The sequence below is a fragment of the Mucilaginibacter sp. dw_454 genome (assembly GCF_018449775.1).
Taxonomy (GTDB): Bacteria; Bacteroidota; Bacteroidia; order Sphingobacteriales; family Sphingobacteriaceae; genus Mucilaginibacter.
Genome location: NZ_JAAVVB010000001.1, coordinates 483,545 through 498,318, shown reverse-complemented (window position 1 = coordinate 498,318; position 14,774 = coordinate 483,545). Strand labels below are relative to the sequence as shown.

At 44.0% G+C, this 14,774-nt stretch carries 9 protein-coding genes; 3 read left to right on the top strand and 6 right to left on the bottom strand.

Translation table 11 applies throughout. The features are described 5' to 3' along the window. Window positions 1-56 precede the first annotated feature (56 nt). On the bottom strand, window positions 57-953 hold the full coding sequence (locus HB679_RS02350) for an SMP-30/gluconolactonase/LRE family protein (RefSeq protein WP_255547525.1): 897 nt from the start codon (window positions 951-953) through the stop codon (window positions 57-59). A gap of 12 nt (window positions 954-965) precedes the next feature. After that, entirely contained in the window at window positions 966-2,450 is a 1,485-nt protein-coding gene (locus HB679_RS02345) for an alpha-L-fucosidase (RefSeq protein ID WP_214070325.1), read from the bottom strand. A gap of 510 nt (window positions 2,451-2,960) precedes the next feature. Here HB679_RS02345 and HB679_RS02340 point away from each other — a divergent pair. Then, window positions 2,961-4,163, top strand: coding sequence for a DUF763 domain-containing protein (locus HB679_RS02340; protein WP_214070324.1), 1,203 nt, complete (start codon window positions 2,961-2,963; stop codon window positions 4,161-4,163). A 2-nt stretch (window positions 4,164-4,165) separates the two neighbouring features. On the opposite strand, the gene HB679_RS02335 is transcribed toward HB679_RS02340, so the two are convergent. Beyond that, on the bottom strand, window positions 4,166-4,693 hold the full coding sequence (locus HB679_RS02335) for a DUF4142 domain-containing protein (protein WP_214070323.1): 528 nt from the start codon (window positions 4,691-4,693) through the stop codon (window positions 4,166-4,168). Window positions 4,694-4,929: 236 nt separating this feature from the next. Then, window positions 4,930-7,512, bottom strand: a complete 2,583-nt coding sequence (locus tag HB679_RS02330) for a phosphoenolpyruvate carboxylase (RefSeq protein WP_214070322.1) — start codon at window positions 7,510-7,512, stop codon at window positions 4,930-4,932. Window positions 7,513-7,715: 203 nt separating this feature from the next. Here HB679_RS02330 and HB679_RS02325 point away from each other — a divergent pair, with 203 nt between their 5' ends. Continuing rightward, a complete protein-coding gene (locus HB679_RS02325; RefSeq protein WP_214070321.1) occupies window positions 7,716-9,848 on the top strand; it encodes an FUSC family membrane protein in 2,133 nt (710 codons plus the stop codon). 105 nt (window positions 9,849-9,953) lie between these two features. Here the strand turns inward: HB679_RS02325 and HB679_RS02320 are convergent, their stop codons facing one another. Continuing rightward, window positions 9,954-11,303, bottom strand: coding sequence for a PhoH family protein (locus HB679_RS02320; RefSeq protein WP_214070320.1), 1,350 nt, complete (start codon window positions 11,301-11,303; stop codon window positions 9,954-9,956). A gap of 38 nt (window positions 11,304-11,341) precedes the next feature. Further along, window positions 11,342-12,355: an LLM class flavin-dependent oxidoreductase gene (locus HB679_RS02315; RefSeq protein WP_214070319.1), complete on the bottom strand. Its 1,014-nt coding sequence runs from the start codon at window positions 12,353-12,355 to the stop codon at window positions 11,342-11,344. Window positions 12,356-13,724: 1,369 nt separating this feature from the next. Between HB679_RS02315 and HB679_RS02310 the strand changes: the two genes are divergently transcribed. Further along, complete coding sequence (locus HB679_RS02310; protein WP_214070318.1) at window positions 13,725-14,720, top strand: hypothetical protein; 996 nt, start codon at window positions 13,725-13,727, stop codon at window positions 14,718-14,720. The last annotated feature ends 54 nt before the right edge of the window (window positions 14,721-14,774 follow it).

Here is a 14,774-nt window from a genome sequence, read left to right as displayed (position 1 = left end):
TTAGCAAAGCTTATAAGATCCTTCGCTCCGCTCAGGATGACAAGTAGTAAATCTGACTACTCTACTCCTCTCACATTCATCTTCAGCATATAAACACTCTTTGAAGCGGTGATAAACAACACATCGCGGTTCTTTCCGGCAAAGCAAACATTACCCGTCCAACTATCTGTATTGGGAATATGCGCTATCTTTTTACCTTCCGGGCTATAAATGGTAACCCCTTTGCCGGTAATGTAGATATTACCTTTTTCGTCCAGCGTCATCCCATCCGATCCCTGATTAAATAGCAGCGTCTTTTCACTTAGCGTAGCATCTTTGTTGATGATATAACGATAAGTCTTACCACCGCCCAGGTCTGATACATACAGGTATTTGCCATCTGGCGTACCCACAATGCCGTTTGGTTGGCGCATATCGCCTACAACCTTGATTGGCGTTTTTGCGCCTTTAGGCAGATAGTAAACGTGCTCGCCATCCAGTGCTGAATGTTTGCGGGTCCAGTAATCGCGCTGATAGTATGGATCGGTCATATAGATACCGCCTTTGCTATCTATCCAGATATCATTTGGGCCATTCAACTGCTTGCCATCCAGATCTGTCATGAGCACAGTAACTTTGCCTTTGGGGCTAATAGACCATAACTCTCCTTTATCATCGGCACAAGTAACTAAATTACCCTTTTTGTCGAAATATGTTCCGTTCGACCGGCCCGATTTCTCCATAAAAACAGACAGCTTGCCCATTTCCATCTCATACTTCCAGATCTTATCATTCGGCTGGTCAGTAAAGAATACGTCGCCGTTCTTATCTACCGAGCAACCCTCGGTAAAAGCAAATTGGTTGGATATCAACGTAGGCTTAGTAAGCGTATCAAACAAAGTATGTTGTGCAGATGCAGTCATGGCTGTGATGGTAAATGCGGTAAGTATTATGGCTTTTTTTAGAGCTATCATTCGTATCTTTTATTAGTTATTTAGTGCAGCTTCTTTAAATAGGCCGAAATCGCTTAATGCCGGGCTGACAGCGGCAGCTGTTATTCTTAATCTAACTTTGCTGGCAGTTACATCATCCTTCAATCTTATTAAGCGGTTACCGCCTATGCTGGTAGCAGTGGCTACCTCTTCCCACTTACCGTCTACCCATGCGTCAATCGCGACAGCGTCAATCCGTTGTCCTAACTTTATATTTTCACGAAGCCGCACCACGTTAAAGGTTTTGGGCTGATGAAGGTTCAAGATCAGTTGGGGTGTAGTAACGTTATCGTCCGTTGCCCAATAGGTATACCGGTCATTATCAACCAAATTGGCCGGGCCATACTTCAACTTGTTTTTGCCGCGGACATTGCTTGCGGTTATTGTCGCTCCTTTAGCCAGGTTGATCTTAAAGGTTTCTTTTACGATGTTGCCAAATTCGGCCAGCGAAGTCACATCATGGTCGTCCAGCAAACCTAAACGATTTGGCGACAGACCCAGATCCAAACAAGCACCTCTGCCCACACTTTTATAGTATAGATCAAGCAGTGTAGCCGGCGATTTCACCTGCTCATCCTGCGTGGCGTGGTAAAACCAGCCCGGGCGCAGCGCCACATCGCACTCGGCAGGCATCCAGTATTTACCATCGCGATGGCCCTCGGTACCTTCTTTATCCAGCACAAAGCCATTGCCCGGTGCTTTGCCAGCTTCCGGTGAGTGCGGTGTATAGGTGGCCCAGCAAGTCTCGCCGGCCATACCGCGCTCGTTACCAACCCAACGCACATCGGGGCCGACATCACCAAAAATAGTAGCGTTTGGTTGTAGCTTACGGGCTATGCCCCAGGTTTCGTCCCAACCGTAATAAGTAGAGCGGTCAATAGTTCGTTTCTCTTTGGCGCCTCCGTAGTAGCCGTCGCCGCCATTTGCGCCGTCATGCCATACTTCAAACAATGGGCCGTAGTTACTATATAGTTCTTGTAACTGTTTGCGGTATACTTCGGTAACATACTCAGGTTTGCCGTACAATGCACTGTTCCTGTCCCACGGCGAGCAGTAAACACCCATCTTCATGCCTAACTTATCGCAGGCTTCGCGGTATTCTCTCAGGATATCGCCTTTGCCGTTTTTGTAAGGGCTTTTAGAGATGTTATGCTCGGTAGTTTTGGTGGGCCATAAACAAAAGCCATCATGGTGCTTGGCTACCACAATCACGCCTTTAAAACCACCCGCTTTAGCTGCACCTACGATCTGCATAGCGCTAAACCTGGTGGGGTTTACTATTGCCTCATCTTCGTCGCCATCGCCCCATTCCTTGTCGGTATAAGTATCCGGCCCGAAATGGATCAGGCAATACATCTCTGTTTCCTGCCATTTTAATTGGCGGGCGCTGGGCAACGCACCATAAGGTTTGGGTGCCGACTGGCTAAAACCCGTCAGACCAATGCCACATAGCAGGGCTGTCAATATCAGTTTATTCATAAGGGTTATATTGGTTTAGCTAATGTAATTGTTTTTGCGATAGGTTGGTTGATTTTGTGCTTGTCGATTTTTATTATCGGCGAAGACTCACCCGGTCTGCGCTACGCTGGACCACCCTCTTCGCCTTTGGCGGAAAGAGGGTTATTTTAATATCGAATAATGAATTTAGAATGGTCGAACGCCGAAGTACTTCATCATTCATTATTCAACATTCGATGTTCATTATTTAAAGCCCCTCTTTCCCGCTTGCGGAAGAGAGGGGCGACGAGCGAAGCAAAGTCGGGGTGAGTCCCCCGCCTGCAAGTGATCCACGCGAGAATGTGGATCAATTTGGATCAGTTGGATGACTTCAAAAATACAACAAATTATAAATCAATAAGTTAATTGTAAACTAGTTTAATAGTTGGATCAATTTGGATCACTTTTCATGACTTTTAAGTCATTTTTGGATCACCCATTACAGCCTGAATTTGATTTGTACAATCAATCTATTTTGCTAAATTTGTTAGTATGAAGCGTTCAGGAAGTGCAGATATGCCCCTACATTACGGCTATGTACCGCAATGGCTGGCAGAGCGGATGGCCAAGCTGGGACTGGCCGTAGTAGAGACTATAGCGATGGACTATGGCAAGGACGAATTTTTGCGCCGCATCAGCGATCCGTTTTGGTTTCAAAGCCTGGGTGCGGTTATGGGGATGGATTGGCACTCATCAGGCATTACAACTTCGGTGATGGGTGCTTTGAAACGAGCCGTTAATCCGCATAGCAAAGAGCTGGGGATTTATATTTGTGGCGGCAAAGGCAAATACTCCAAACAAACGCCGGATGAACTGCTACGCATCAGTGAACGCACGGGACTTGACGGCAATTACCTGGTGAAGTGCAGCAAGCTAAGCGCCAAGGTAGACAATACCGCCATTCAGGACGGTTTCCAGTTATACACGCACAATTTTATTTTGAGCGATACCGGCAAATGGAGTGTGGTGCAACAAGGCATGAGCGATGCTTCGAGTACCGCCCGTCGTTATCACTGGCATTCTGATAACTTAACTAGTTTTGTTGATGATCCGCATACCTCCATCTACGGAAAAAACAATGGCTATATTTTAAATATGGCCGATAGGAATGCCGCGCCATCCCGCGCCGGTGTAATGCAGATAGCCAGTGAAAACCCGGATAAAATGCTGCGTGAGATTGGTCATTTAACTATGCCATCGCATCATGATGTCAGAGCGGAAGATATCGATCTGAAAAGATTAGGATCTGTACTGTGGCTGGCGCATGAAAAGCGACCGGAAGATTTTGAGGAGTTGTTATTATTAAAAGGATTAGGGCCGCGTACGCTGCAATCATTGACTTTAGTGAGCGAGGTAATTCACGGTACGCCGTCGCGGTTTAAAGACCCGGCAAGGTTTTCTATGGCGCATGGTGGTAAAGATGGTCACCCCTTTCCTGTCCCGGTTAAGGTTTATGATGAAACGATTGGCACACTACAAACCGCTATACACAAAGCGAAACTAGGTAACAGCGAAAAAAACGAAGCTATTAAACGGCTCACTCAAATAGCCCAACGTGCAGAACAGGATTTTATTCCCAACGCCAATTTTAACAAAGTAATTGAAGAAGAGCGTAATAACTCCTGGAAATATGGCGGTCGTACTGTACTCGGGAAGGCCCAACCACCCAAGCAGGCTCAACTAAAACTCTGGTAATATTATTTTAAGGACGCAGCAATAGCAGTTGCCGAATCGAGGTGCGCTTGCAGTATGGGTAAAGTTTTATTGGCGAATTTTTTAATATCCTCGTTATTATCTGCTTTGGCAGCAGTAAACAACTTGATGGCATCTTGATGACCGGTGATCATTGTCGTTAGATAAGCCTTATCAAATTTAACGCCGGAGTAGTTATTCAGATCTGTGATGGTAGCTAAATGCGTTGCGCTCACTGAGTCGCCGCCTGTTATTTTATCGGCTATCGCAAATTTCTGTAAGTCGTCACTGATACCATCGTTATCGGTCACTACCATTTGGGCGAAGTTAATCACCCGGGTATTTTTTGAGGCGGTTTGCGCCAGTTTAGAAGCTTTGATGCCGGTTTCACTATTTTCCAAGCCTTGTTTGATAAACGACGAAGTGTTGCCATCTACCATGTCGTTATAATTTTTAGCGTGTTTACTGTTAACGCATGATACAACTGCCAATAACATCATCATTGCAGACAGGCAACCAATCAAATTTCTCATCTTAAACTTATTAGGGTCTATATCGGTATAGACAAATATAACGTCAACAAGTTTAAAACAATTAATTATTAGTAGAATTTTTTTATTGACAGCTTTGTCATTGCGCGGCCGGAACGACGAAGCAATCGCACGCTGCAAAGTTCGCGATTGCCACGCTACGCTCGCAATGACAGAGGTATAAAAAAAGCGATAGCCGGAATACCAACTATCGCTTAAAAATAATTTATAAAAATAGCCTAGGCCAAATTACGCCCGGCATTTACAATACCATAAACGGTACGGATAATCAGTTTATCATAAATCTCTAACAGTTCTTTATCGGTAGTGTTGTTACGAAGGTTTAATGCGTAATGCTGCATGATAACCAATGGCAATACAATTTTTTCGCGAATGCCAATAGAGCGGCGATCAACCGGCGAATCCTGCATCAGCATTTCTGTACCGGTTAGCTCTAAAAGCAGCGATTTTGTTAATTCGAACTCGTCTTTCAGTTTTTTCCAGAAGCCTCCGAATTTTTCGTCTTTTTCCAAATAAGCCGTCACCCTAAAATCTGATTTAGACATAGACATGATACAGTTATCCAACATCGTTTTAAAGAAACCTGAGGTATGATATAGTTGAGCAACTTCTTTCCAGCGGCCTTCGTCTTTCATTTTCTTTAAAGCGGTACCTACCCCATAAAAACCCGGAATACTTTGTTTTAACTGGCTCCATGAAGTCACAAAACTAATGGCACGCAAATCTTCCAGTTTCAACGGCGCATCGGCATTACGTTTGGTTGGGCGGCTGCTGATGTTGATTTTCGACAACAATTTCAGCGGGCTGAATTTTTCGAGGTACTCCACAAACAATGGCTGCTTACGCAGGTTCATAAACAGCTCGTAGCTTTCATCGGCCATGTTGGCTATCAGCTCCTTTTCTTTCGCGCTTAACAGATCATTGCTATCCGGGTTCAATGCTGATGTTACACCGGCATTGATCAACTGCTCCATGTTAAAACGGGCAGTTTCTACCGAGCCGTATTGTGAGCTTACGGTTTGGCCCTGTATGGTTAACTGGATATGTTCGTTAGCTATCTCTTTACCCATTGAGGCATAGAAACGGTGCGTTTTACCGCCGCCACGTGCCGGTGGCCCACCACGGCCGTCAAAAAAGGCCAGATCAATATCATATTTACGCGCTATGGTAGTCAACTCAACCTTTGCTTTGTAGATGGACCAGTTTGCCATTAAGTAGCCTCCATCTTTAGTACTGTCAGAAAAACCCAGCATAATACTTTGCTTATTGCCACGTCTTTTCAAGTGTTCTTTATAGAACGGATGGGTATATAGTTTTTCCATTACCTCGGCTGCAACTTTCAAGTCGTTCACGGTTTCAAATAATGGCATAAAATCAACGGTTAAGCTATCTGCCTGCCAACCGCTCCAAAGGAACAGATCAATGAGTTGCAGAATATCAGATGCCTGCTGGCAGTTACTGATAATGAAACGCTGGCAGCCTTTCTCGCCATTGGTATGCTGAATATGTTTCATCAGCATAATGGTGTTCAGGGTGTCGCGCGTCATGTCGTCGGCATCTTCAGGGCATAAAAAGTTAAGTTCGTTAAAAGCAATAGCGCCTAGTTTTTTATCCTCATCCAACTCGCCATAGTTTGCCGGTAGGCCGGTGGCTATGCCTTTATCTACACAATAATCAAATACATTGCGCAATATGCGGCTGTCCTGGCGGATATCCAGCGTAGCAAAGAAACAACCAAACAAACGCACTTTACGCGTAAAGTCCTCTACAATATCAACAAATAAGCTATCGTGGTTGGTTATAAGGGTTTCACGTACATTGCCTAATAAGGTTAACAATTCGCCTTGAAGATCTTTTGCGTTATGCTGATGCTTGTTAAAGGCATTTTCATACAACATATTCTCAAGCGAAGTCATCTGCGCTTCGATACCTCTGAAGGTAATGCGACGTTTCAACACCCTGAAATCGCGGTAATAACAACGGAAGATGATCTGTCTTAACAAACAGGCCACATCATAAGTGGTTTTGGTATTTACGTTAGGGTTACCATCACGGTCGCCGCCCGGCCAGAAGCCCAGTTCTAATATCGGCGCGCTGTCTACATCGATATCAAACTCCTCTTCGAGTTTGGTTTGGATACCGGCTACTGCATGGTAAAAAGTATTCTCCAGGAACCACACCAGGCTCACGGCTTCGTCAACCGGGGTTGGTGCTTTTTTGTTAAAGAACGGCGTTTTACCCAATTGCTGTAATAAAACGTCGATGCTGTTAATGTCGTTGGTTTTAAGCGCCTCAATCAAATCCGTCATGATACCTAAAACCGTACCCGGATAAAACTGGGTTGGGTGTGCCGTAAGCACCAGGCGCAATGAAAAATCTTTTAATTTTTCGCTGATCTGCTTGCGCACCTGGTCGCTGGCGGCGGCGCTTTGCAGCAGACCGGTTAAGGTGCCTACATCGTCGGCTCTGCCTATTTTACTGAATGATGAATCTTCGATAGCATCAAACAAAACCACCTGGCGTTCAATGTATTGAATAAACCTAAACATGCGGTTAAGCTGCTCGCGATGGTCAATATCAGGTACGTATTTTTTAAAGAACGATTCAATAATTTCGGCCGGCGACTCCTCCTTTATGGCACCCTTATCGCAATGCGAACTAAAAAAGGGCAACAAAATGCCTATTTCTTTTACCTGGTAAAAAGGTAAGGTCTGAAATAAGCTGTTATATAACTCAAAGCGGGTAACAACTTCATTATTAAAAGCCGTTTCTCTTTGGCTGAGTTTTAACGTAGAGGACATATTTGGTTGTATAAAAATGTAAAAAAGGCTGCTTGGTCTACAGGTAGATCAAAATCGGTGTGAATTTAAACTAAAATCGTTAAAAATTATATAATTATTAAAAAAAATACACATTCGCCTTAATATTGATTATAAAAATCGCCGTGAGATAAAATTTTTGCAAATTCATATATCAGTCTTTTTTTACGAGATTTGTTGAGACCATGCTTCAAACCAAAGAGATAAAAACCTTCTTCTTCAGCCAGTACTTTTCTGACGGTTTGCGCATCACGCTTGGCGTTTTATTGCCGTCATTAATATGCACACAGTTTGGCCAGTTTGACTTGGGGATAACCCTCTCTTTAGGAGCCCTTTGTATCTGCGTAATTGACAGCCCCGGCCCGGCAATACACAAGCGTAACGGCATGCTGACAGGCAATTTGTGCCTGTTTATTGTAGCCGTTACTACTGGTTTTGCAAGATTGAATGTGGTTACATTAGGCTTGGAGGTTACTGCATTTTCCTTCCTGTTTTCCATGTTTACCGTGTATGGCAACCGCGCCGCATCTGTAGGTACCGCGGCTTTACTGGTAATGATTTTTATGATGGATAAGCAGATTGTTCCAAATGAGATCATCTCCTATAGCGCAACCATACTGGCCGGCGGGGTTTGGTACATGATATTTAGTTTGATCTTCTTCGGCATTCGCCCCTATCGCGCAGCGCAGCAAGCATTGGGCGAGAGCGTGGCCGATATAGTTAAATTTCTGCGGATAAAAGCCGATTTCTATTTGCCCGAAACGGACATAGACGAGAATTATCACAAACTGGTATCGCAACAAATTCATGTGAGCCAGAACCAGGATGTGGTGCGTGAGCTATTGTTTAAAAGCCGGTTAATGGCCCGCGAGTCGACCAATGCCAGCCGTATTTTGGTGCTGACCTTTGTCGATTTGATAGATATGTTTGAGCAGATCATGGCTACTCATTACGACTACGGCCAGATCCATGAAAAATTTAAAACTGCCGGTATACTGCCCCAAATAGCCGAACTGATCCACAAAATGGCTAACGAGCTGGAAAACATCGGCTTTGCCATATTATCAAACACCCGCTACAAGCATCTGGCCGATTTTAACGGCGACCTGGAAAAGTTGAAAACAAAGATTGATGTCATAGGCGACGAAAATGAAACCAGTAACCTGGTGCTCAAAAAAATCCTGATCAATTTGCGGGATCTAAATAAGGAGATTGAAAATATATTTAATTACTATAATTCAGCCTCGTCTAAAATATTGTTAGAGAAGAATAACGATATAGAGTACTCCAAATTTGCGCCACGCCAGGATTTTGAACCACATGTTTTCTTCGATAATTTTACCTGGGATTCGGCTGCGTTCAGGCATGCTTTACGCGTGAGTTTGGTTTGTTTGATAGGCTTTGTCGTGGCCAAAGCGTTTTCTTTGGGCCACCATAGTTACTGGGTCTTGCTGACGATTATTGTGATATTAAAACCCGGTTACAGCCTCTCTAAACAACGCAACTATCAGCGTTTAATGGGGACCATAACCGGTGGCGTAATTGGTATATTGATCCTGGTATTTGTACCCAACGTAAAAGCGCAATTTATGCTGATGCTGGTGTTTATGCTGGGTGCCTACAGTTTTCAACGCCTTAACTATGTAGTGAGCGTTTTTTTTATGACGCCCTATGTATTGATTCTCTTTAAGTTTCTAGGCGTTGGACATTTGAATATTGTGGAGGAGCGCGTAGTAGATACCGCAATCGGCTCTACCATTGCGTTTATAGCCAGTTACCTGATCTTCCCTACCTGGGAGTTTGAGCAGATCAAACATACACTGGCCGACGTGATTTGCAGCAACCTAAATTACCTGGTCAAGATAGCCCAAAGCATAACGGGCAAGCAAGTCACCACCACAGAATATAAGCTGGCCCGTAAAGATGTCTTCGTTAAATCGGCCAACTTATCTGCCGCCTTTGAACGGATGACGTCGGAGCCAAAAAGCAAGCAGCGTAATATTAAAGACATTCACAAATTTGTGGTGCTGAACCATATCCTGTCGTCGTATACAGCTACCGTAGCCTCCGAAATCACGGTAAAAGGTATGCACCAAGCCACCCCAGATACCTTAAAGCTGGTCAAGAAAAGCATAGCCATCCTGAATGATACCGCTCAAAAACTTGGTGGTAAACGTTTGGAGTTTACCGGGGAAAAAGCAGAACCGGCGGAGATTGCTGTTCCTACCGTGACGGAGAATTTATTAAAAGAACAATTGGGCTTTATTAATAAGATCAGTACAGATATTTCGAAGATTACGGATGATGTGTTGAGGTAGCTAAGTTTTGTCATTGCGCGGCCGGAACGACGAAGCAATCGCAAGGAGAAAGGCATGAACGCGTGCGATTGCCACGCTACGCTCGCAATGACAGGTCTTTTTTATTTACAACAACTCAGTAGCCAAATTAGCCAACTCACTCCGCTCCCCTTTTTGCAGCGTAATATGCGCGTACAACGGATGCCCTTTAGCACGGTCAATCAGGTAGGATAGTCCATTACTTTCGGCATCGAGGTATGGGGTATCTATCTGGTAAATATCACCGGTAAATACAAATTTGCTGTTCTCGCCGGCGCGGGATATGATGGTTTTTACCTCGTGTGGGGTAAGGTTCTGCGCCTCGTCCACAATAAAGAATATCTTACTCAGCGTACGCCCGCGGATGAAGGCCAGCGGTGCTATAGAGATCTTTTCATTCGTCACCAATTCATCCAGTTTGGCTTGCATTTTTTCGTCGTCGGCAAACTGATCTTTAATAAATTTCAGATTATCCCAGATCGGCGCCATGTACGGGTCTATCTTTGATTTAATATCGCCCGGCAAAAAGCCAATGTCCTTATTACTCAACGGAATAATGGGCCGCGTCACAAAGATCTGGCGGTAATATTTGCGCTGCTCTAACGCGCCCGCCAAAGCCAGCAACGTTTTACCTGTGCCTGCATTACCCTGTATAGTCACCAGTTTAATATCCGGGTTTAACAAAGCATGAATGGCGAAAGCCTGCTCAACATTTTTAGGTTGAATGTTAAAAATAGGCTGGTCGGTTACTTTTTCCAGTAGGCCGGTCTGCGCGTTATAAAATGCCGGTACATTACCTTTTTTACCCTCAAGAATATAGAAATGATTGGCCGAGCTTTTGTTTAGCGCCAAGCCATCAACAGGCAAAATATTTTGTTTATTGAGTTGAGTTAATTGCTTATCGGTAACGTTTAGCGAGGTTTTGCCGCTGTACAGTTCGTCAAGGTTTTTAACCTTGCCGGTTTCGTAATCTTCAGCATGTATGTTAAGCGATTTAGCTTTGAGGCGCAGGCAAATATCTTTCGATACCAACACTACGTTTTTATCAGGGTTTTCGCCTTGCAAACCCAAAGCAGCATTCAGTATACGGTGGTCTACCTTGTCTGATCCAAAGATAGCTTCAGCATCAACTCCGGTGGTTTTAGTGTCGACAACTACTTTAAAGCTGCCTTTATCTTTACCATTGAGCGGGTGCCATTTACTGATGAGTTTTTTGCGGGAGATATCATCAATCAAACGAATAAAACTGCGGGCCTCGAAATTGCGGGTATCATTACCGCTCTTCATGTTGTCCAGCTCTTCCAGCACCTGTATGGGGATAGCCACATCATGCTCCTGGAAATTCTCGAAAGCGTTATGATCGTACAAGATCACAGAAGTATCTAAAACAAATATCTTTTTCTTATCGGCAGGTCTGCTCTTATCATCCTTTTGCATACCACGCTAAATTAGGCAATTTAAGGCCTAACGAAAAATTATTTGTTAACCAAAGGCGCCACTTTTGTACCCAACAGTTCAATTGCGCTCAATAATTGCTGATGCGACAGCCCCGCGTTATCCATCTGGAAAGTAATGCGTGATATACCGCCAAGCGCTTCGCTATGGTGTAAAATCTTCTCGGCAATCTCCTCCGGACCACCAACCAGCAACGCGCCAGTCGGGCCATTCTGCGCGTTAAAATGCGGACGGGTAACCGGCGGCCAGCCACGTTCACGACCAATACGGGTAAAGACTTCAGCGTAGCCGGGATAAAATTCTTCAACAGCTTTTTCGGTAGTTTCGGCAATATAGCCCAGCGAATGCAAACCAACTTTCAATTTGTCCGGAGAATGTCCCGCCTTTTGGCCGGCACTGCGATACAGATCAACCAATGGCCTGAAACGATGCGTCTCCCCGCCTATCACGGCTACCATTAAAGGCAAGCCCAAAGTACCGGCACGGGCAAATGAAGCCGGCGTACCGCCCACGCCTAACCATATGGGTAAAGGTTCTTGCAAGGGCCGAGGATAGATAGGCTGATTATTCAAAGCCGGACGGAATTTACCATTCCAGGTTACATATTCGTTGTTTTGGATATTTAACAGCAGATCAAGTTTTTCAGTAAACAACTCATCATAATGGTGCAGGTTATAGCCAAACAGTGGGAACGATTCAGTAAACGAGCCACGACCAACAACCATTTCGGCCCGGCCCTTAGAGATCAGATCCAGTGTCGCAAAGTTTTGGAAAACACGCACCGGGTCGGCAGCACTTAATACGGTAACCGCGCTGGTTAGTATAATGCGCTTGGTGCGCGCCGCGGCAGCAGCCAGGATCATGGTTGGCGCCGAATCCAGGAATTCTTTACGGTGATGCTCACCAATACCAAAAACATCCAGGCCTACTTTGTCGGCATGTTCCATCCTGTCCAGTAGTTGTATCAGGGCGTCGCTGTTATTGGTGGTACCCTTTACATTGGCGGCAGCAAAGCTGTCTATTCCGATTTCCATGAGCTGATAATATATGTTTAAACAAATATCTGCAAAGATTGTGAAAGATGGATCAGATGGAGGTAAAATTACTTGTCATTGCGAGCGTAGCGTGGCAATCGCAAGAAGAACAGCCGGAACGCGTGCGATTGCCACGCTCGTTCCTCGCTCGCAATGACAAAATTGAGGGAGAAAAAATCGCTATAAAACAAAACGGGAGCCGCCTCTTTCGATTTGTCTCCCGTTTCTCCTCTATGAGCAACCGTGGTCGTCCATAAAGCCTCAAGCTTTCTATAAGTTAACCGACTCGCCCTGGCCCTTGTGCCCTTGCGGGTTGGGGTTACGTCAAAGTCATTAATTAGGCTGCACACCTCCGTAAAAATCTGCAGCTTGTGTTAATACCCTATTGTAGTTAGCACCGTGTTTCTGTTGCTTGCGCGGTTTCTGTTTAATGTAACTCAGGCAGTCCCGTGATCTTTAGCGCTTCCGAAGATTTGCCCGATTCACTTTCTGTTATTCCTGTAAGGCTGTCAAAGTACGTCGTTCTTGATGATATCAATATCGGGACATCTGCACCATTTGCAAAATATTTTTAATGATTTTTATTAACGCGTTGCTAACAGTAATTTGGTGGTTATTAACAGGTTGTAGTGTGGTAATTTGTAAGTTAGATATTTCATTTTTTTAGTCGTTTGAGGTTGATTTTGATGTTAAATAATTGCTTTAGAAGTTGGTTTATTAACAGTGTAGTTTTTAACAATATTGGGTAGGTTTTGAAAATTCACTTGGATGAAAAATGCGTAAAAATGAAGTTTTGAGGTTTTTATTAAGAAAAGAGGGAGAGATTTTCAGGCATTTTGGCGTTCCCTTTGGGCCGCGCTGTACGCTCATACGCCACAAGGCTTTAGGCGCAAGGCTGGTATCCGCTGCCATCGCTAACGCGGGGGACTCACCCCGACTTCGTTTCACTCGTCGACCCTCTCTTCGCCTTTGGCGGAAAGAGGGTAAAAAAACAATTTAAAACTTAACAACTGCATTGTACAGAACTCTAGTGTGTATAGCAACCGTCAGACGCACAGCTTCGGGCGAAAGCGGTAAAACAATGGTGGCCTTGTGCGGCCGCAGGGCTGTCTGGTCCCGATAGCTATCGGGAGTGCCTGAAGCGTAGGGATTGTGCGACAAACGGCGGCAACAGGCCCCTGCCCAGTCCCGATAGCTATCGGGATTATCGCTTTGCAGGGCAACGGCCCAGAGCGCAGAGAAGCATTGCGTATGACTTGATTTTTTGGTGACTTTTCATCAAGAGGCGATTATATGAAATGGATGTGAAAGGTTTTTATAATAATCTGATAGTAAGGTTTTATATTTAGTGTAAACTTATCACTAGGTAATGAACCGTAATCATAGAAGATATAATCGCAATCAGCCTCCACATCAAGCCAATCGCACCAATCTTTTGCCCCCGACCCCATCTGTCAACAATAGTCCCCAAAACGAAAACAGTGAACGCGAAAGCGACAATATCCGAAATAACCATATAATTCCGTCCCCAAATAAAAATGCTTGGCGATACGCTGATACAATAGCGGTTTTCGCCCTTATTGTAGGTGTGGTAATGGCTGTTGTTACATACAACTTGTTTAGCATTAGTCAATACCAAGCTCAAAGCGTAATTGATGCCGGAAATGCCGCTAAAACATCTGCGACTATAGCTAGAAATACTCTTACCGAAACACAAAGGTTTAACAGTCTCACGCTTTCTAATCAGCAAAAATCTGATAGAAAATCTGATACTACGGAAAGTATTAAAAGAAAAAATGATAAAGCCACCTTTGAACTTCAACAAAAAGTTTATACAAACAGCATAAATGACGCTAAAAAAAGATTTTATATTGACACGCAAACTTTGCATTTGCAAATAAAAGGTCTTAAGCAAACTCAAGATCAATTTACGAAACAGTACGAACCGTATCTCAAGTTGAATGTAGATAGCATAATTGTAAGATTTAATAAATTGTACATTTATTATACCATGTTTAACCTCACAAATACGCCGGTTAAAGTGGTTAGCATTGAAAGCACCGCATATATCAGAGGAACAGAATCTATAATTCCTGTTAAAATGCCAAGTCCTGCTAGCGAGTCCATGTATATTATAAAAGAAACTCCGCAAATAAGGTTTTTTTCTATACCGTACGCTACCACAGATGAAATAAAATATGTTGTTACGGGTTTGTGGTCTGTCTTTTGGGACGTGGAATTTGAATACATAAATCAAATTACAGACGAAAAACGACGTTACATTGTATCTGTAAAACTTAATAAGACAAGAGGAGAAAACCCGCCATATCCTACTTACAAAAAAAACGACAATATCTCTAATTGAAGTTACGTATTAATTAGAGCATGACTTTTTACCACCTTCTCACGGTTTAACAGC